Genomic DNA, 19052 nt, shown 5'->3' on the forward strand with positions numbered 1-19052 from the left:
CAGGTAGGATGGCTTTCTGGGGCTGCGACCGCGCCCCAGTGAGTCCACCTCGAGCGAAACGTGATGACGGCGAACGAAGATCTGGATTTCACCAGTACGAACCTCGGCGAAACCGAGGACTTCCTGGCGCGCGCCTACACGAAGATGTCCATCGGCCGGGGCCCGGGGGAGCGCCCGACGACGCGCATCGTCCGGAAGTGGCTGGGGTCCATCAGTTTCGACGAACTCGAGCTCGACTATCACATGTCGTATGACGCCGATCCGCTGAACCGGATTTGCCTGTGCCGAGTGCACTCCGGCCGTATCGAGGAGAACTTCATCGGCGAACCGCAGGATGTGTTCGGGCCCGGAGACGTCACGTTGTTCTCGCCGCCGGAACTTCCCTACTCGGGCCGGGTCTGCCGGGCCGGCTACGACCTGACGATGTTCGACACCGGATTACTGGGGCGCGTCGCGACGACGGGTCCCGGCGAACCGGGCGGACCCGTGCGGTTCACCGGCCATCGTCCGATATCGCCGCAGGCGGGGTACCAGCTCACCGTCGCGATCGAGTACGTGCGCTCGGTGGTGCAGGGCAGGAGTGGTCCCGTGCCGCCGCTGCTGGCCTCGACGACCGCCTCGATGCTGGCTGCGACCGTGGTCTCCACGATGCCGACCAATGCCGGGCTCGAACCCGGTCCCACCGATCGGCGCGACGCGAAACCGGCGCTGCTGCGGCGAGCCATCGCCTATATCGAAGCCAACGCCGACCGCGATATCGCCCTCGCCGACATCGCCGAGGCGGTTTACGTCACGCCCCGCGCGTTGCAATACATGTTCCGGCGCCACCTCGAGGTCTCGCCGATGGGATATCTGCGCCGGGTGCGTCTGGACCTCGCCCGGCGCCAGCTGCTGAACGCCGATCCGGCGACAACGACGGTGCAGGCCGTCGCGGCTCGCTGGGGATTCGCCCATACCGGGCGTTTCGCGGCTGCCTATCGGCATACTTTCGGTGAGAATCCGTCGGACACTCTCGGTTGAAACAATTGAACTCACCGCTCATGCGAAGGAAATCGTGTCCATACTGTCCACACCGATGTTGGCTGATGCCCTGGCCCGATTGTTCTCCGTAGGAGTGCGGCCGGGGCCCATGAGCGCCGTTCGGTTCCCCGAAATACCTGGCCGCACAACGCTGATCACGATCCCGACCCGTCACGGTGACGTTGCCGCCACGGTGTATCACCCGGCGGCCGGCGAGGGGAAGCCCGCGGTGTACGTGAACGTGCACGGCGGAGGTTTCGTCGTCGGACACCGGGAGCAGGACGACCCGTGGTGTCGTTTCCTCGCCGCACACGCGAATGTCGTTGTGATCAACGTCGATTACCTGTTGGCCCCGCACCGTCGGTTTCCCGCCCCGGCTGAACAGATCTATGACGTACTGAGCTGGGTCTCCAAGCCCGAGCATGACTGGGACGGCGGCCGGTTGTGTGTGGGCGGGCAGAGTGCGGGCGGCAGCTTGTCCGCGGCGGCCGCGCGGCTGGCGCTGGAGGGCGGCGGACCGCGGATCGCGCTACAGGTCCTGCACTATCCACCGCTGGATCTGGTCACCGCCACCAAGGACAAACACTCCCCGGTGGGCGCCAAGGCCGTGTTGAAGCCGTGGATGGGCGAGGTCTTCGACACCGCCTACATACCCGATCGGGCCCGTCGCACCGATCGGCTGGCGTCCCCGGCCTGGGGCGCGAACGCCGACGGAATCGAGGGCATCGCCCCGGCGCTGATCGTCACCGCCGAGTACGACCGGTTGCGCGACGAGGCGTGGCGATACGCCGAGAAACTCGAGGCGGTCGGCGCCCTGGCCGAGTACTACGAAGTGCCCGACGTCGACCACGGCTACAACATCATGAGCAACAACGTCGACGTCACCAGGAAGGTCTACGACCACATCGCCGGGCACGTCCGGCGCGCCACCGCACCGTGACGGGGATCTCGTAGGGAAGACCTCACACGGCCGCACCTTCTATTTAGGCTTGCCTTACCTAAATAGAAGGGCTGGCATGAGGAAGATCCAGGTAGCAGTCATCGGCGCGGGCCCGGCCGGCATCTACGCCGCCGACATCCTGACCAAGGAGTACGAGCACGCGCGCGTCGACGTATTCGACCGGTTGCCTGCCCCGTACGGACTCGTGCGTTACGGAGTCGCCCCGGATCATCCGCGGATCAAGGAGATCATCAAGGCCCTGCGACGGGTGCTCTCCCGTGACGAGAACAGCGTGCGGTTCATCGGCAATGTCCACTACGGCACGGATCTGCGGTTGGCCGATCTGCGCCGCCACTATGACGCGGTGATCTTCTCCACCGGGGCCAGGGCCGACCGGCAGCTGGACATCCCGGGCATCGATCTGCCGGGAAGCTACGGTGCCGCCGACTTCGTGTCCTGGTACGACGGGCATCCCGACGTACCCCGTACGTGGCCGCTGACCGCGAAGCACGTCGCGGTGCTCGGTGCGGGCAACGTGGCACTCGACATCGCGCGCATGCTGGCCAAGCCGGCTGACGAACAACTCAGCACCGAGATACCCGGCAACGTCTACCAGGGGTTGGCCGCCAACCAGGCCACCGACGTCCACGTCTTCGCCCGCCGCGGGCCGGCACAGATCAAGTTCAGCCCCATGGAGTTTCGCGAGCTGTCGCACTCACCCAGCGTCGACGTCATCGTGCATCCGGAGGGTTTCGAGATCGACGAGGCCAGCCAGCACGCGATCAACACGAGCAAGTCGACCAGGCTCGTGGTGGACACCATGATGAAGTATCTGCAGCGCGAGCCCACCGGTGCGGCGCACCGCATTCACCTTCACCTGTGCCAGTCGCCGGTCGAGGTGCTGGGCACGGAGCGAGTCGAGGGCCTGCGCACCGAGCGCACCGAACTGTGCGGCGACGGGAATGTCCGCGGCACAGGAGAATTCACCGATTGGCCGGTGGAAGCGGTGTACCGCGCCGTGGGTTATCTGTCATCGCATCTGGCGGAGCTGCCGTTCGACCACCACGCGGGCGTCGTCCCGAATGACGCGGGCCGGGTGCTGGATATCGACGGTGGGTTGATCGACGCCGCGTACGTGACGGGGTGGATCAAGCGAGGCCCGATCGGGTTGATCGGACACACCAAGTCCGATGCGGCCGAAACCGTCGCGAGCCTGCTCAACGACCTGCCGGGCCTGCGGACTCCCGAAACTCGCGATCCTGACGCGATACTCGAGCACCTGTCGGCCAACGGTGTCGACTACACCACGTGGGCGGAATGGGAGCGCCTCGATGCCCACGAGGTCTCCTTGGGAGAAGTGCAGGGGCGTGAGCGGGTGAAGGTGGTGGCCCGAGAAGACATGATCCGGGCCGGCCGTGACGCCCTGGTGCGCGACTAATCCAGCGAGCTGTGCAATGCCAGGGTGGCCGCGACGGCGTTGGCCGCCTCCGCGCCCTTCTTGACGAAGTGCTTGGTGAAGTAGTCGATGTGCTCGTCGTGTTCGTGGAAGTGATGCGGGGTGAGCACGACCGAGAACACCGGCACCTCGGTGTCGAGCTGCACGCGCATCAGACCGTCGATCACCGCGGTGGCCACGAACTCGTGGCGGTAGATGCCGCCGTCGACCACGAGCCCGGCCGCGACGATCGCCCGGTAACGTCCGGTGAGTGCCAGACGCTTTGCGGTGAGCGGAATTTCGAAGGCGCCGGGCACCTCGAAGAACTCGCACGCCGTGCCGTCGAAGCCATGGGTGCCGATCTGCTCGGTGAACCCCTCTCGGGCCTTGTCGACGATATTGCGATGCCAGGTGGCTTGCACGAACGCGATCTGAGTGGCTGCGTCAGACATGTAGCGACGCTATCGCACGTCGAGGTAGGCGTCGGCCCAGGCGCCGATGATTCGTCCGGCGCGTTTGGCCTGCCCGGGCCCGGTCAGCAGGTGTTCGGAACCTTCCAGCGAGACGAAACTGCGCGGATGGCGGGCGGCCCAGAAGATGTCGCTGGCGTTCTTGATGCCGACGGTGTTGTCGGTCGGGGAGTGCAGGATGAGCAGTGGCATCTTGAGGCCCTTGATCTTGTCGAGCAGTTCCGTGGCTCGGACATCTTCGACGAATGCGCGCTTGAGGGTCAGGGTCTTCCCGCCGACCATCCACTGCCCGCTGCCCTCGGCGCAGACCTGCTCGATCACTGCGTCGTACTGACGCTCGACGTGTGTGGGATCGAACGGTGCACCCACGGTCACCACCGCCCGGACACCCGGTGATCGTCGGGCCGCGGCAATGACGGCCGAACCGCCCCACGAATGTCCGATCAGGATGTCGGCCGGGGTGCCGCGCTCGGCCATGAACTTGCAGGCCTCGATGATGTCCTGGGTCTTGTGGGTGAACGAGCCGTCACCCCAGTCACCCTCGGACCCGCCCAGGCCGAGTGCGTCGTAGCGCAGCATCCCTATGCCGTCGGCAGCCAGCTGTTTGCAGATGCGCGAGGCGGCGGGAGAGTCCTTGCCGAGGGTGAAGCCGTGCGAGAACACGCCCCAGCCGCGGACCGGTCCGACGGGCCGATCGATCACCCCGGCCAGCATCGGGCCCGTCGAACTGGGGAATGTGACGCGCTCAGCCATGCAGGTGGTCTACCACGCCGCGGATTGGCGGAGGTACCTGTGTGGTCGCACGATCTGGCTCCGTAGGGTGGATGGACCGGCCGGTCATGGTCAACGCTGCCCGTGACGCCGTGTCTGAATGTAATGAGAGTGTGGAGCAATCAGGTGCCTCTGAACACCATCGCGCTGGAACTCGTCCCGCCGACCCTTGATCGCGGTGTGCAGTACCCCGTTGACGAGGCGCGAAAAGTGCTCGCCTTGGCATCTGAGACCGGTATCGAAGGCCGGATCCGCCACGTGATGATCCCCGGGATGATCGACGAGGACGACGACCGTCCGATCGAGATGAAGCCGCGGATGGATGTCCTGGACTACTGGAACATCCTCCGGCCCGAGCTGCCCGGCATGCGCGGTCTGTGCACACAGGTCACCTCGTTCCTGGACTCCGAGGCGCTGGGCAAGCGCCTGACCGATCTGAGTGCGGCGGGTTTCGAGGGCATCGCCTTCGTCGGCGTGCCTCGGACGATGAAAGACGGCGAGGGCGAGGGTGTGGCCCCGACCGACGCCCTGTCGACCTATGAGGACCTGGTGCCCAACCGCGGCGCCATCCTGATCCCCACCCGTGAGGGCGAGCAGGGCAGGTTCAACTTCAAGTGCGACCAGGGCGCGACATACGGCATGACCCAGCTGCTGTACTCCGACGCCATCGTCGAGTTCCTGACCGAGCTCGCCAAGACCACCGATCACCGCCCCGAGATCCTCCTGTCGTTCGGGTTCGTGCCGAAGATGGAGACCAAGGTCGGTCTGATCAACTGGCTGATCCAGGACCCGGGCAACGAGGCCGTCGCCGCTGAGCAGGCGTTCGTCACCGACCTGGCCCAGCGGGAGCCCGCCGACAAGCGCCGGCTGATGCTCGACCTCTACAAGCGGGTCATCGACGGCGTGGCCGAGCTCGGTTTCCCGTTGAGCATCCACTTCGAGGCGGCCTACGGGGTGTCGAAGCCGGCGTTCGAGACCTTCGCCGAGATGCTGGAGTACTGGGCGCCCGACCGGGTCTAGTTTGCGCCGGCCGCACTTGTCGGTGGTCGAATGTATGTTCGATTCATGGTGGCGGGTGCGGTCCAGGCGGTAGCGGGGTTACGCGCCGCGTACGACGCGTTCGCCGGGTGTGATTTCGGTTCGTTGACCCGCGCTGAGCTGGTCGCGGTGCTCGACGAGTACGAAACCCTGACGTGCCAGCTGCCTTCGGTGGCGCATCGGCTGCTGGCCCACCTGCAAGCCGGATCCACTGCGCAGGAGTTGGGCGCCAAAACCTGGAACGAGGTGCTGCGGATCCGCTGGCGGCTGTCGACCACCGAAGCCAGCCGCCGCCTGGGTGAGGCCGCCGAGTTGGGGCCACGGCGTTCGTTGACCGGGGAGCCGTTGCCTGCGGAGCTGCCCGTGGTCGCTGCCGCCCAAGGTGCGGGGTTGATCAACGGGGATCACGTCAAGGTGCTGCGTGATGCGGTGCACCGGCTACCGGGCTTTGTCGATCAGGTGACTCGTGAGCAGTTCGAAGCCGACCTGGTCCGGGTCGCGGTCGGGGTCGGTCCCAAAGAGCTCAAAGACACCGCCGAGTTGCGGTTGTTCCTGCTCGATCAGGACGGCCCCGAACCCGACGACACCGAACGGGCCCGCACACGCGCGATCACGATGAGCAAGCAGGGCCGCGACGGTATGACCGCGTTGATGGCCAACCTGGATCCCGAAGCCGCCGCCGTCATGGAAGTGTTGTTCGCGAAATTCGCCGCTCCCGGGATGTGCAACCCCGACGATGAACAACCCTGCACATCCGGCACCCCGAGCCAGGCTCAAATCGACAATGACCACCGCAGCCTCGCGCAGCGTCAGCACGATGCGCTGATCGTGATCGGGCGGATCGCGTTGATGAGCGATCTGGGTCAGCTCAACGGGCTCCCGGTGTCGATCATCATCCGCACCACCCTGCACGACCTGGAATCGCGCGCCGGGATCGGGATCACCGGGGGTGGGACGAAGGTGCCCATCAAAGACGTCATCCGGATGGGTGGCCACGCCAACCATCACCTGGCGGTGTTCGACAAGGCCACCGGCGCAGCGCTGAACTATTTTCGGGCCCGCCGTACCGCCAGCCCGGCGCAACGCATCATGCTCATCGCCCGTGACGGAGGCTGCACCAAACCGGGCTGCAATGTCGGGGACTACGGCTGCCAAGCCCACCACGGCGAGGCCGACTGGGCTGCCGGCGGCAACACCAACGTCGATGAGATGGCGTTGGCCTGTGGCCCGGATAATCGCCTGGTCGATGACGGCGGCGGCTACACCACCACCATCACCCCCGACGGTGTCGTGCAGTGGCACCCGCCACTAGAACTGGATCACGGCCAGAACCGCATCAACTACCTTCACCGCCCCGAACTTCTGCTCACCCCACCCGAATCCGATCGCGCACCAGCCGACCTCGCACCGGATCCCACATGGGAATGGGAACGGGCACCAGGCCCCCAACAACAATCCCAGCCGGACCCGAACCCCACCCAAGACCCGGACCCGGAGCCGCGGCCGGTGCCGGTGGTTGACCCAGACCCGGACTGGGACGTGAAGCCAGGCCCCGAGTTCGAGCCGGACGCAGAGTGGGACTTCGACTGGAACACGGACTGGGACAGCACCTTCTGCCAACCTGACCTTCCCAGCATCGAACACCTCTGGGACCCAGAACCATGCGCCCTGGAAGCCGTAGAGCCGGAAATTCCGCTCGGGTCGACGCCGCTCGACCACCCCGACCCATGGCAACGCATCAGCAACCACTACACCGGCGGAGGCAAAGGAGTACGCGGGCCCTAGTTCGCACCCATCGCCGCGGTGACCGCCTGCGCGATGAACCGCACCGCATCGTTGCGGCTCACCGAGGCCATCAGTTGTGCGGCAGCCTGAATCTCGGGACCCACCAGGCACGTCGGTCCCTCGGTCAGGTTTGCGAATGCCGCCGCCACCACATCATCGACGGCCGCCGCGCCCGGTGGAGTGTCCTCGGGTGAGGAGATCTGGCCCCGCTCGTGTTCCAGCTTGCGCAGGGCAGGAGTGTCGGTCTTACCGAGAATCAGCCCGAGCACGTCGACACCCGAGGGATGTAGTTCGGTCCAGAGTGCCTCGGCGAACACCATGTCGAAGGCCTTGCTCGCGCCGTAGGCCACCATGTTCGGCCCGCCGGCGAATCCGGCCCCGGACCCGAAGATGACGATGCCTCCGCGGCCTCGCTCCACCATGGGCTGCGCGTAGTGATGGCACAGTTGCATCGGCACCAGGCAGTTGCGTTGCACCAGTGACTCGGCATCCGACAGGGGGCTCGACAGGAACGGCCGGAAGTTCGGATCGGCGCCCGCACAATAGACCAGGAAGCCGATGTCGAGATCCTCGGTCGCAGCGATCACGTCACCGGCAGCCCCTGGCACAGCCAGATCTATTGCCAGCGTTCGGGTTTGCACTCCGGTACGTTCCGTGATCCCCGCGGCCACGTCGTCGAGAACCTCTTGCCGGCGGGCCAGCAGCACCACGTCGAGGCCGCGCCGCGCCAACTCCTCGGCCATCGCCGAGCCGACCCCGTCGGAGGCGCCCGCCACCAACGCCCACGGCCCGTACTGGTTCGCGAAGTCAGACATTGGCTATCCGCACCGCGGTGAACTGCCGTCGCGCGATCTGCCAACCCGCTGTGGTCCGGACCAACTCGTCGTCGTAGAAGCCGATGCCGTTGACACCGGAGCTGTTGTCTTGAGCCATGATCAGCGAGTCCACATACGTTCGGGCCGTTGCGGTGTCGCCATCGACTGCGATCGCATGGTTGCTCAGCCGGTGCAGGGTGTGCCCGGCCATCGCGTGCACCTGGTCCATGAACTCGGTGACGGAGTCCACTCCATTCCACTTGCCGATCTCGCCGTAGTCCAGCACGCAGTCATCGGTGAAGACGGTGCGGAACAGCGGCCAGTCCCGCCGGTCGATCCCGGTGGCGTAGCGGACGAGTACGTCGATGATGTCCAGGCGGTCGTCGTGGGCGGTCATGCGTGGTCTCCGTTCGGATGCACAATGATTCGCGCGGGTCCGGTCGACCGGCGGGCCAGGTCAAGCGCGTCGGGAACTTCGTCGAGTGGCACCACCATGCCGATGCTGGGTGTCGGGTCCAGGTCTCCGGCGACGATGGCGTCCAGCGTTCCGTACCAGTCCTGCGGCCACGGCCCGCCGCCGAACTGCAAGGTCACGCCCTGGCGGGTGGCGGTGGTGATGTCGAGGGTGTCGCCGGTGTACCAACCGCCCGCGCAGTAGATCCGGGTACCCATCTCGGATTCCTCGACGATCTTCTGGATCAGGCCCGACGCTCCGACGCATTCGAACACCACCGCCGGGCCCCACAGGTTGCGTTCGGCGCGTAGCTCGCGCCAAACGTCCATCGGTGAGCGTTCGGCCGGGTCGACGGCGATGTGGGCGCCGAACTCCTTGCAGGCCAGGGCACGTCGGTCGGCCTGGAAGTCCGAGACGATGATCGGTTCGACGCCGCGACGGGCCAGTGCCGCGACCGCGGACAGCCCGATCGCTCCGGCGCCGATCACGATGGGGATCTCGCCGGGCTCCAATCTGGCTGAGCGAACATAGAACTCGCCGACCGCGAAGGCGTCCGTCAGCGCGACGGCGTCAACGGAGGCGTCGCCGGTGACGGGGCGGGCGATCGATTCGGCCACCACTAGCAGTTCGGCGAAACTCCCGGGGGTGTCCGGGTGCTGGCCGATGATGTGGGCGCCGTCGGCACCACCGTTGACCAGCCTGATGGGGATCGATGTGGCTCGGCTACCCACGGGGAACTGATCGCTGCAGTCGGCCCCGTGACCGATGACCTCGCCGATGAACTCGTGGCCCAGTACGACGTCACGGTCCGCGTCATAGAGCGATCGGCCGGTCGGATCGTTGAGGCCGAGTTCGGGGTGGTCCATGAAGTGGACGTCGGACGCGCAGATCGCGGTGCTGAGCACGCGCAGGAGAAGCTCACCGGGACCCGGTACGGGATCAGGGATCTCGCGGACCTGGAGTTGACCGGCCCGGAGGACGACTGCGCGCATCGCACCTACCAATTCTCTGATATTCGAGATAATCTCTCGAATTGACAAGGTCGACTGTAGGAACCGTCCAGAACGGAGTCAAGGGTGCGTGGTGCGGGCTCGGCGCCGACGAATCGGGTGCTCGATGTGATCGAGTTGCTGGCGGGTGCCGGTGATACCCGGTTGCGGTTCTCCGATGTGGTCAGCGCGCTGGACCTGACGCAGGCCACCGCGCACGCCATCCTCAAGACCTTGTGCGACCGCGGCTGGCTGATCCGCGATCCCGCTGACAAGACGTTCGCCCTCGGCCCGGGCCTGGCGGTGGTGGCGGCCCGAACGGAGGCCGCGCGACCTCTGGCGCATGCGGCCCGCATTGCCGCCCAAGAACTTTCACAAGAACTCGACTGCGCGGCCTCGGTCGTCGAACGGCTCGATGACGAGCTGGTGATCACCGCGTTCGAGGGAGCCGGCCTTCAGCCGGCCTCGGCGCCGGGCGACCGGATCCGATACGCACCGCCGTTCGGCGTCGCGTTCGCGGCCTGGGGCGGCTCAGATGAGCAACGCAGCTGGATCGAGCGGGCGCCCGGCCTCAGCGAGGAGTTGGCGGGCCGCCTCGAGGAGGTGCTTGCCCAGACCAGGGAACGTGGTTACGACATCGACTGGACGACACCGGACCTGACCCGGGCGGCACAACTGGTCGGCACGTTGTCGAGTGACGGGCTGCCCGACCATGTGCGCGGTATCACCGATCAACTGCTCGCCGAATTCGCCACGATCGGCCTGGTGCCGTCCGGCGGGACGGCAGGCAAGGCGCAGCCGGTGGCCACCATTGCCGCACCCGTCTTCGACGCCGACGGTCGGGTCGCGCTGATCCTGTCGGTACACCCATTGCGATCCATGACCGCCCGCCAGGTGGAGACCGCCGGCCAGCGGGTCAGGCGGGCTGCCGATCGGCTGGGCCGATCGTGAAGCTGAATTCAGCGACTCCTCCGACGCCACCGGAGATGACGTCACCGGGCTGCATCGGCCCGACCCCGGCGGGGGTTCCGCTGTAGATCAGGTCGCCGGGGGCCAGGTCGACAGCCGTCGAGATCGCACTGATGACCTCGGGCACCGACCAGATCAGGTCCTTGAGGTCGCCGTGCTGCTTCAGCTCACCGTTGACCCGCAGCCAGATCTCGCCGCTGTCCGGGTGACCGACCTCTGCGACCGGGCGGATCGGGGTGCACGGGGCCGACGCGTCGAACCCCTTGGCCCAATCCCAGGGCCGGCTCAGCTTCTTGGCCTCGTCCTGCAGATCGCGCCGGGTCAGATCGACACCGACGCCGTAGCCCCAGACCAGCCCGAGCGCGTCGTCCGGTGCCACCTCGCTGCCACCGGACCCCAGCGCGACCACCAGTTCGATCTCGTGGTGAAACGACGATGTCAGCGACGGATACGGGACAGTGCCCGCCGCGTCGATCACGGCGTCGGCCGGCTTCATGAAGAAGAACGGCGGCTCCCGGTCGGGGTCCTTGCCCATCTCCCGTGCGTGGGCCGCGTAGTTGCGCCCCACGCAGAACACCCGGCGGATCGGAAAGCGTCCGGCCCCGCCGCTGACGGGTAGCGATGCCTGCGGCGGGGGAGCGATCACGAAGTCGGCCATGCGAACCATCTTCCCCGGCGCGACGTCAGAACGCGTCGTTGTCCAGTTGCATCACGTCGCCGTCGACCGACTCGACGACCTCACGCACCGCCGTCAGGATCGGCAACATGTTGTGCGCGAAGAACTTCGCCACAGCCATCTTGCCTTCGTAGAACGGACGGTCGCGATCGGTGGCGGTTGTCAGCGCGGCCTGAGCGACCTGCGCGCCGGCCAGCAGCCGCCAGCCGATCAGCAGATCGCCCACCGCCAGCAGGAACCGCACCGAACCGAGGCCGACCTTGTAGAGCTGCTCGGGCTGTTCCTGTGCTGCCATGAGGTAGCCGGTGAGGGTGGCGGCCATCGACTGCACGTCGTTCAGCGCCGTGGCGAGCCGGGCGATCTCAGGCTCCAGCCCACCCACGGCTTCCAACGTTGCCGAGATCTGGGCCGCGACGTGGGCCAGCGCGCTGCCCTGATCGCGGACGATCTTGCGGAAGAAGAAGTCCAGGGCCTGGATGGCGGTGGTGCCCTCGTAGAGCGAGTCGATCTTGGCGTCACGGATGTACTGCTCGATCGGGTAGTCCTGCAGGTAGCCGGAACCGCCCAGGGTCTGCAGCGATTCGGTCAGCAGTTCGTAGGCCCGCTCGGAGCCGACGCCCTTCACGATCGGCAGCAGCAGATCGTTGACGCGATGGGCCAATTCGGCGTCCGCGCCCGAGACATGTTGCGCCACCACGGAATCCTGGTGCGCGGCGGTGTACAGGTACACCGACCGTAGGCCCTCCGCGTAGGCCTTCTGGGTGAGCAGGCTGCGTCGGACATCGGGGTGCTCGATGATCGCGACCCGCGGTGCGGTCTTGTCGGTCATCTTGAGCATGTCGGAGCCCTGGATGCGGTCCTTGGCGAACGCCAGGGCGTTGAGGTAGCCGGTGGACAGGGTTCCGGCCGACTTCACCCCGACGGTCATGCGGGCGTTCTCGATCACGCGGAACATCTGGGCGATGCCGTTGTGTACGTCGCCGACGAGATAACCGACGGCCGGGGTGCCGTGCGCGCCGAAGGTGACCTCGCACGTCGGCGAGGATTTGATGCCCATCTTGTGCTCGAGCCCGGTGACGTATACACCGTTGCGCTCCCCGAGTTCGAGGGTCTCCGAGTCGAAATGGAACTTCGGGACGTAGAACAGGCTCAGCCCCTTCGTGCCGGGCCCGGCGCCCTCGGGGCGGGCCAGCACCAGGTGGAAGACGTTCTCGGCGGTATCGCCGACGTCGCCGCCGGAGATGAAGCGCTTCACCCCGTCGATGTGCCAGGTGCCGTCGGGCTGTGCGATGGCCTTGGTGCGCCCGGCTCCCACATCAGACCCGGCATCGGGCTCGGTCAGCACCATGGTGCCGGCCCACCCCTTGTCCATGCTCATGCGCGCCCAGCGCTGCTGCTCTTCGGTGCCGACCTCGGCCAGCGTGTGTGCCATCGCCGGGCCGAGACCGTAGAAGAACATCGCCGACGGGTTGGCGGACATGACCATTTCCTGGATCGCCCACACCAACGACGCGGGCGCCGCTGTGCCACCGGCGTTCTCGGCGAGCCCGACGCGCCACCACTCGGCGTCCTTGACGGCCTGCACGGTCTTGGCGAGTGGTCCCGGCACGGTGATGTCGTGGCTGGCCGGATCGAACTCGGGAGGGTTGCGGTCGGCGTCGACGAACGATTCTGCGACAACACCTTCGGCAAAGCGCGCGACCTCGTCGAGCATGGTGCGCGCGGTCTCGGTGTCGAGGTCGCCGAATGCGCCCGAGTCGATGACCGGCCCCAAGGCCAGAACCTGGAAGAGATTGAATTCGATGTCGCGAACGTTCGCGATGTAGTGACCCACGATCCGTCAGCGTCGACCAGTCCTGACGGGGTACGCAAGCGTAGGTTGCAGCAACCTACGGCTACGGAACCGGAGGTTGCCAGTTCAGTATCTGATGTGATCTGCATCACATAGGGTCAAACCCCTATCCTTGACCGAGTGTCCGAACCGTCAGTCGCCGAGCTCCGCTCCCGCCTCGACGGGCTGACCATTCGCGACGCGGACCGGCTGCGCCGCCGCTTGCGGAATCTGCGCGGGGGCGAGACCGCCAAGATCGCCGAACAGATCGCGACCGCTGAAGGCCTCGTACTCACCCGCCAGGCCGCGGTCCCGGCAATCACCTACCCAGACCTGCCGGTCAGCGCACACCGCGACGAGCTCGCCAAGGCCATCAGTGAGAACCAGGTGGTGGTGGTCGCCGGTGCGACGGGGTCCGGCAAGACCACGCAGCTGCCCAAGATCTGCCTGGAGCTGGGTCGCGGCATTCGCGGCACCATCGGCCACACCCAGCCCCGCCGGCTGGCCGCCCGCACCGTCGCCCAACGCATCGCCGACGAACTCGGCACCCCGCTCGGCGACGCCGTCGGGTACACCGTGCGATTCACCGACCAGGCCAGTGATTCCACCCTGATCAAACTGATGACCGACGGCATTCTGCTCGCCGAGATTCAAAGAGATCGCCGGCTGTTGCGCTACGACACCCTCATCCTCGACGAGGCCCACGAGCGCAGCCTCAACATCGACTTCCTGCTGGGCTACCTGCGCGAGCTGTTGCCCCGCCGACCGGATCTCAAGGTCATCGTCACCTCGGCCACCATCGAGCCGGAGCGGTTCGCGGCGCACTTCGGCGGTGCCGAAAATGGGCTCAGCGGCGGTGCCGAAAATGGGCTCAGGCATGGTGCCCCGATTGTCGAGGTCTCCGGGCGCACCTATCCGGTCGAGATCCGCTACCGCCCCTTGGAAGTCCCGGCACCGCCTTCGGAAGACGATGACCCCGACGATCCCGACCACGAGATCGTGCGTACCGAGGTGCGGGATCCGACCGAGGCCATCGTCGACGCGGTTCGCGAGCTCGAGTCCGAGCCCCCGGGAGACGTCCTGGTCTTCCTGTCGGGGGAACGCGAGATCCGGGACACCGCAGAAGCATTGAAGGACCTGAGGAACACCGAGGTGCTGCCGCTCTACGCGCGGCTGCCCACCGCCGATCAGCAGAAGGTGTTTCAACCCAGCCACAGCGGGCGGCGAATCGTGTTGGCCACCAACGTGGCCGAGACGTCACTCACCGTGCCGGGTATCCGTTACGTCGTCGACCCAGGCACCGCGCGGATCTCCCGGTACAGTCGCCGCACCAAGGTGCAGCGGCTGCCGATCGAGCCGATCTCGCAGGCGTCAGCCGCACAGCGGGCGGGTCGGTCCGGACGTACCGCTCCGGGTGTCTGCATCCGGCTGTACTCGGAGCAGGATTTCGAATCTCGGCCGCGCTACACCGATCCGGAGATCCTGCGAACCAACCTGGCCGCGGTCATCTTGCAGATGGCCGCCCTGCAACTCGGCGACATCGCGGAGTTTCCGTTTCTGGATCCGCCGGACGCCCGCAGCATCCGTGACGGGGTCCAACTGCTGCAGGAGCTCGGTGCGTTCGATGCCGCGGGTGCCCTGACCGATGTCGGGCGACGGCTGGCCCGGCTGCCGCTCGACCCGCGCGTCGGCCGGATGATTCTGCAGGCCGACACCGAGGGCTGTGTTCGTGAGGTGCTGGTGCTGGCCGCGGCACTGTCGATCCCCGACCCGCGCGAGCGTCCCACGGACAAGGAAGAGGCGGCGCGGCAGAAGCACGCCCGGTTCGCCGACGAGCACTCGGATTTCATCTCGTACCTCAACCTGTGGAACTACCTGCGAGAGCAACGGAACCAGCGCTCCGGCAATGCCTTCCGGCGGGTGTGCCGCGAGGAGTTCCTGCACTACCTGCGGATCCGGGAGTGGCAGGACCTGACCGGGCAGCTGCGCAGCATCGCCCGCGACATCGGGATCCGGGAGGGTGACGAGCCGGCCGAGCCGGCCAGCATCCACGCCGCGCTGACCGCGGGCCTGCTGTCCCACGTCGGCTTGCGCGAGGGTGAGTCCCGCGATTATCAAGGCGCCCGCAACTCCAAGTTCGTGCTGGCGCCCGGCTCGGTGCTGACGAAGAAGCCGCCCCGCTGGATCGTGGTAGCCGACCTGGTGGAGACCAGCCGGTTGTTCGGCCGCATCGCTGCGAAGGTCGAGCCCGAGGCGATAGAGCGCGTCGCCGGACATCTGGTGCAGCGCAACTACAGCGAGCCGCACTGGGAGGCCAAACGCGGTGCGGTCGTGGCGTTCGAGCGGGTCACGCTCTATGGGCTGCCGCTGGTTCCGCGCCGGAAGATCGGCTATACCCAGATCGATCCGGAGCTGTGCCGCGAGTTGTTCATCCGCCACGCCTTGGTCGAGGGGGATTGGCAGACCCGTCACCATTTCTTCCGCGACAACGCGCGGCTGCGGGCCGAACTCGAAGAGATCGAGGAGCGGGCCCGTCGGCGTGACCTGCTGGTCAGCGACGACGACATCTACGCGCTCTACGACGCCCGTATCCCGGCCGATATCGTCTCCGCCCGCCATTTCGACGCATGGTGGAAGAAGCAGCGGCACAAGACACCTGACCTGCTCACCTTCACCCGTGACGATCTGCTGCGTTCCGAGGACGGCGCGGACAACCCCGATACCTGGCAGGCCGGCGATCTCGAACTGCCGCTGACCTACCGGTTCGAGCCCGGGGCGGCCGATGACGGCGTCACCGTGCATGTGCCGGTGGGGGTGTTGGCCCGCCTCGGTGGTGACGGCTTCGCCTGGCAGGTACCGGCCCTGCGGGAGGAACTGGTCACCGCGCTGATCAAATCGCTGCCCAAGGATCTGCGCCGCAACTTCGTCCCGGCGCCGGACACCGCGCGGGCCATCCTGGGTGACATCGATCCGTCGGCCGGGTCCCTGCTGGACGAGGTGCAGCGTGAACTACGCAGGCGCAGCGGCATTCTGGTGCCGATCGATGCATTCGACCTGAGCAAGATCCCGGACCACCTACGGATGACCTTCGCCGTGGAATCGGCCGACGGCAAAGAGGTGGCCCGCGGCAAGAACATCGACGCGCTGCGTGAGCAGCTCGCGGTGCCCGTCGCACAGGCCGTGGCCGACGCACTGGGTGGCGACCTGGAACGCACCGGGCTGCGGGCGTGGCCCGACGATCTCGACGAGCTGCCGCGCACAGTGGAGAACATCAGCGGCGGACACGCAGTCCGCGGATATCCGGCCTTCGTCGACACCGGAAAAGCCGTCGATATCAAGGTGTTCGCCAACCCGGCCGACCAGGCTGCGGCTATGCGGCCGGGCCTGCGGCGTCTACTGCGGCTGACCACACCCTCACCGGTGAAGGCGATCGAACGCGGCCTGAGCACCCGCACCCGGCTGGCGCTCAACGCCAATCCCGACGGTTCGCTGGCCGCGTTGCTCGACGATTGCGCCGATGCGGCTGCTGACGTACTGGTGCCCAAGCCGGTGTGGACGAAGGCGGAGTTCGCCGAGGTTCTGGCCCGGGCCGGCAAGGAGCTCGGCCCCACGACCCAAGCTGGGGTGAACCGGGTGGAGAAGGTGCTGGCCGCGGCGCACGAGGTGCAGGTCGGGCTGCCCGACAAGCCGTCAGCTGCCCAGGCCGATGCGGTAGCCGATATCCGGTCTCAACTGGAACGGCTGTTGCCCAAGGGTTTTGTGACCGAGACCGGGATAGCGCGGCTGAACGACCTGACCCGATATGTCACCGCGATCACCCGCCGGCTGGAACGCCTGCCCCAGGCGCTCGGCGCCGATCGGGACCGGATGTCGCGTGTGCACGCTGTCGAGGATGCCTATGACGAACTGGTTCAGGCGCTTTCGCCGGGACGGGCCGCAGCGGCCGACATCCGTGACATCGCGTGGCAGATCGAGGAGTTGCGGGTGAGCCTGTGGGCCCAGCAGCTGGGTACGCCGCGTCCGGTCAGCGAGCAGCGCATCTACAAGGCCATCGACGCCGCAGCCCGGTAGTCAGGTGATCCGGTGTTCGATGCGGCCGATGTCGTCGAGGATCAGGGTGAGGGTGTCTCCGCGACGCAGCCAGTGCCCGGTCTCCATGCCGCTTCCGCCCGGCAGCGTCCCGGTGCCGAAAAGCTCCCCGGGATACAGCGGTTCGCTGCGTGATGCGTGAGCCAGGACCTGGCCCAAGCTGTACTGCATCCCGGCGCTGCTGACCGTGCTGACGACTTTTCCGTTGAGGGCAACCGAACCGGTCAGGGTGTCGATGCGCGGCAGGATGTCGTCGGCGGTGACCGCGGCGTCCGACATGGAGCTGGCGAAATGCTTGGACTTCTGCGGCCCGAAACCGCTGAGCATTTCGGGTCGCTGCACATCGCGGGCGCTGAAATCGTTGAGTACGACGAATGCTCCGATCGCTTCGGCAGCCTCATCGGGGGTGGCGTTGAACAGCGGTGCGGCCAGGACGAATCCGATCTCCAACTCGAAGTCGAGCGCTTGCGAGTAGTCCGGGACCGCCACCGGGGTGCCGGTCGGGACGAAAGTCTGCGCGTTGGACATGTAGTAGATCGGCTGCTCATAGAACAGCGGCTTCGGCTTGAACTGCGGTACCGGGCGACCGGTGACGCGTTCGAACAGCGACGTCACCCGGTAGAGGCCGGGGTGAAAGCGCCGGATCAGCCCGCGGGCCGCGTCGATGTTGTGCTGTTCGTACAACATGAAGTCGCGAAATGACACCGGCTGGAACGGCATGAGATGGTCGCTGTGGTGCAGCTGGCGGTCGGCCGCTGCTGTCAGCCAGGCCTCGTCGAACACCCGGCCGCCAAGGGGCGTGAGGTCGGAGTGCTCAGACCAATTACCTTCGGAATCAAGGGATTGCACACTCAGGCCGGTGGCGGTGCGGATGCGGCGTAGTTTCACCGGGTCCTCCCGAGCTGCCTGCGCAGGAACTCGGTGACGTGTCCGGCCACCGTGTCGGGCTGCTCGAGCCACGGCCAGTGACCTGTCCCCGGCACCGGCTGCACCTCGCAGTTCCGGAAGATCCGGCGGTATTCGTCCGTCTGTGCGTACGGCACGTAGTGGTCATCGGCGCCCCACACCACGAGGACATCGCCGGTGAACTCGGTGAGCCGATCGACATACGGGGCAAGGGCATTCGGGCCGGTGGATCGGTACAGCTTCAACACCGCATCGGGTGTGCCACGGGCGAACATGTGCTCGGCGATCGACTCCAGCGCATCGGCGGGCAGCCCCGGATCGCGCATGGCGAGCACGCGACGTAGCACCGCCGGGTTCCCGATCCGCGACAACGCCTCGGCCAGTACGGGTGTCCGCCACAGCTTGGCGGCGAAGTGGTTGATCACCACGGGGGTGTTGATCAGCGTGATGCTGGCTACCGAGTCGAGATGGTCGACCGCCCAGGCTAGTGCCCAGGGGCCGCCGAAATCATGGGCGACGAGGTGGGCGCGCTCGACGCCGAGTTGGTCGAGGAGCGCGCCCAGATGTGCGGCGTATGCCGGCACGGTGTACGGCCACTGGGCCGGCTTGTCAGCCGCACCGAATCCCGGCATCTCCGGGGCGATCACCCGAGCGATACCGGCGACCGGCATCAGCAAACGGTCCCATCTGGCCCCGGCGTTGTTGCCGTGCACGAACACCACTGCCTCGCCGGCGTCCGGTTGCGCCGCGCCGGCGACGAGCACCGGCGACCGCACCCCGTCGACCGCCAGCGTGCGGTGCTCGACGGGGCTGTCCATCAGCGGGATCTTACGGTCGCAGAAGGCCCGCCGCGTCTTTTCAACC

General features: G+C 66.8%; 15 protein-coding genes and 1 pseudogene. 7 read left to right on the forward strand and 9 right to left on the reverse strand.

The features are described 5' to 3' along the window. Nucleotides 1-63: 63 nt before the first annotated feature. From AB0876_RS08295 to AB0876_RS08305, 3 genes are all read left to right on the forward strand, one after another. The gene (locus AB0876_RS08295; protein ID WP_491839518.1) at nt 64-1020 is read left to right on the forward strand and encodes a helix-turn-helix transcriptional regulator; all 957 of its coding nucleotides are present in this window, start codon (nt 64-66) and stop codon (nt 1018-1020) included. A gap of 34 nt (nt 1021-1054) precedes the next feature. Next, nucleotides 1055-1960: an alpha/beta hydrolase gene (locus AB0876_RS08300; protein ID WP_491839519.1), complete on the forward strand. Its 906-nt coding sequence runs from the start codon at nt 1055-1057 to the stop codon at nt 1958-1960. Between the two features lie 76 nt (nt 1961-2036). Continuing rightward, nucleotides 2037-3398 carry an FAD-dependent oxidoreductase gene (locus AB0876_RS08305; RefSeq protein WP_491839520.1) on the forward strand — a complete coding sequence of 454 codons (1362 nt, stop codon included), beginning with the start codon at nt 2037-2039 and terminating at the stop codon, nt 3396-3398. On the opposite strand, the gene AB0876_RS08310 is transcribed toward AB0876_RS08305, so the two are convergent. Further along, nucleotides 3395-3847: a 6,7-dimethyl-8-ribityllumazine synthase gene (locus AB0876_RS08310; RefSeq protein ID WP_491839521.1), complete on the reverse strand. Its 453-nt coding sequence runs from the start codon at nt 3845-3847 to the stop codon at nt 3395-3397. The two genes, AB0876_RS08305 and AB0876_RS08310, sit on opposite strands and share 4 nt — an antisense overlap. 9 nt (nt 3848-3856) lie before the next feature. After that, the gene (locus AB0876_RS08315) at nt 3857-4618 is read right to left on the reverse strand and encodes an alpha/beta hydrolase family protein (protein ID WP_491839522.1); all 762 of its coding nucleotides are present in this window, start codon (nt 4616-4618) and stop codon (nt 3857-3859) included. A gap of 144 nt (nt 4619-4762) precedes the next feature. Between AB0876_RS08315 and AB0876_RS08320 the strand changes: the two genes are divergently transcribed. Next, on the forward strand, nt 4763-5656 hold the full coding sequence (locus AB0876_RS08320; protein WP_064961132.1) for a mycobacterial-type methylenetetrahydrofolate reductase: 894 nt from the start codon (nt 4763-4765) through the stop codon (nt 5654-5656). A gap of 30 nt (nt 5657-5686) precedes the next feature. Continuing rightward, a pseudogene (locus AB0876_RS08325) lies at nt 5687-7186 on the forward strand (DUF222 domain-containing protein); the annotation flags it as partial. 269 nt (nt 7187-7455) lie between these two features. On the opposite strand, the gene AB0876_RS08330 reads toward AB0876_RS08325, so the two are convergent. The 3 genes from AB0876_RS08330 to AB0876_RS08340 are packed head-to-tail and all read right to left on the reverse strand — an operon-like array spanning nt 7456 to nt 9720. Then, the gene (locus AB0876_RS08330; RefSeq protein WP_526041693.1) at nt 7456-8274 is read right to left on the reverse strand and encodes an SDR family NAD(P)-dependent oxidoreductase; all 819 of its coding nucleotides are present in this window, start codon (nt 8272-8274) and stop codon (nt 7456-7458) included. After that, nucleotides 8267-8671 carry a nuclear transport factor 2 family protein gene (locus AB0876_RS08335; protein WP_526041694.1) on the reverse strand — a complete coding sequence of 135 codons (405 nt, stop codon included), beginning with the start codon at nt 8669-8671 and terminating at the stop codon, nt 8267-8269. Before AB0876_RS08335 ends, AB0876_RS08330 begins: the two co-directional genes overlap by 8 nt. After that, nucleotides 8668-9720, reverse strand: coding sequence for a zinc-binding dehydrogenase (locus AB0876_RS08340; protein ID WP_526041695.1), 1053 nt, complete (start codon nt 9718-9720; stop codon nt 8668-8670). Before AB0876_RS08340 ends, AB0876_RS08335 begins: the two co-directional genes overlap by 4 nt. Nucleotides 9721-9837: 117 nt before the next feature. On the opposite strand from AB0876_RS08340, the gene AB0876_RS08345 reads away from it, so the two are divergent. Next, complete coding sequence (locus AB0876_RS08345; RefSeq protein ID WP_491839697.1) at nt 9838-10668, forward strand: IclR family transcriptional regulator; 831 nt, start codon at nt 9838-9840, stop codon at nt 10666-10668. Here AB0876_RS08345 and AB0876_RS08350 read toward each other — a convergent pair. Both AB0876_RS08350 and AB0876_RS08355 read right to left on the reverse strand, forming a co-directional pair. After that, nucleotides 10634-11344 (reverse strand): fumarylacetoacetate hydrolase family protein, encoded by a 711-nt coding sequence (locus AB0876_RS08350; protein ID WP_491839530.1) that lies wholly within the window; start codon nt 11342-11344, stop codon nt 10634-10636. The two genes, AB0876_RS08345 and AB0876_RS08350, sit on opposite strands and share 35 nt — an antisense overlap. Before the next feature lie 25 nt (nt 11345-11369). Continuing rightward, a complete protein-coding gene (locus AB0876_RS08355) occupies nt 11370-13196 on the reverse strand; it encodes an acyl-CoA dehydrogenase C-terminal domain-containing protein (RefSeq protein WP_526041696.1) in 1827 nt (608 codons plus the stop codon). Nucleotides 13197-13334: 138 nt separating this feature from the next. Here AB0876_RS08355 and hrpA point away from each other — a divergent pair, with 138 nt between their 5' ends. Beyond that, nucleotides 13335-17264 carry an ATP-dependent RNA helicase HrpA gene (hrpA, locus tag AB0876_RS08360; protein WP_526041697.1) on the forward strand — a complete coding sequence of 1310 codons (3930 nt, stop codon included), beginning with the start codon at nt 13335-13337 and terminating at the stop codon, nt 17262-17264. Here hrpA and AB0876_RS08365 read toward each other — a convergent pair whose 3' ends face one another. Both AB0876_RS08365 and AB0876_RS08370 read right to left on the reverse strand, forming a co-directional pair. Further along, nucleotides 17265-18170, reverse strand: coding sequence for a fumarylacetoacetate hydrolase family protein (locus AB0876_RS08365; RefSeq protein WP_526041698.1), 906 nt, complete (start codon nt 18168-18170; stop codon nt 17265-17267). Beyond that, nucleotides 18167-19006, reverse strand: a complete 840-nt coding sequence (locus tag AB0876_RS08370) for an alpha/beta fold hydrolase (RefSeq protein ID WP_491839534.1) — start codon at nt 19004-19006, stop codon at nt 18167-18169. Before AB0876_RS08370 ends, AB0876_RS08365 begins: the two co-directional genes overlap by 4 nt. Nucleotides 19007-19052: the final 46 nt, after the last annotated feature.

The organism is Mycobacterium sp. NPDC049093 (assembly GCF_040704635.1).
Classification (GTDB): domain Bacteria; phylum Actinomycetota; class Actinomycetes; order Mycobacteriales; family Mycobacteriaceae; genus Mycobacterium.

Coding starts and splice junctions, on each gene's coding strand:
- AB0876_RS08295 (WP_491839518.1), top strand. CDS start 64: ATGACGGCGAACGAAGATCTGGATTTCACCAGTACGAACCTCGGCGAA.
- AB0876_RS08305 (WP_491839520.1), top strand. CDS start 2,037: ATGAGGAAGATCCAGGTAGCAGTCATCGGCGCGGGCCCGGCCGGCATC.
- AB0876_RS08310 (WP_491839521.1), bottom strand. CDS start 3,847: ATGTCTGACGCAGCCACTCAGATCGCGTTCGTGCAAGCCACCTGGCAT.
- AB0876_RS08315 (WP_491839522.1), bottom strand. CDS start 4,618: ATGGCTGAGCGCGTCACATTCCCCAGTTCGACGGGCCCGATGCTGGCC.
- AB0876_RS08330 (WP_526041693.1), bottom strand. CDS start 8,274: ATGTCTGACTTCGCGAACCAGTACGGGCCGTGGGCGTTGGTGGCGGGC.
- AB0876_RS08335 (WP_526041694.1), bottom strand. CDS start 8,671: ATGACCGCCCACGACGACCGCCTGGACATCATCGACGTACTCGTCCGC.
- AB0876_RS08340 (WP_526041695.1), bottom strand. CDS start 9,720: ATGCGCGCAGTCGTCCTCCGGGCCGGTCAACTCCAGGTCCGCGAGATC.
- AB0876_RS08350 (WP_491839530.1), bottom strand. CDS start 11,344: ATGGCCGACTTCGTGATCGCTCCCCCGCCGCAGGCATCGCTACCCGTC.
- AB0876_RS08370 (WP_491839534.1), bottom strand. CDS start 19,006: ATGGACAGCCCCGTCGAGCACCGCACGCTGGCGGTCGACGGGGTGCGG.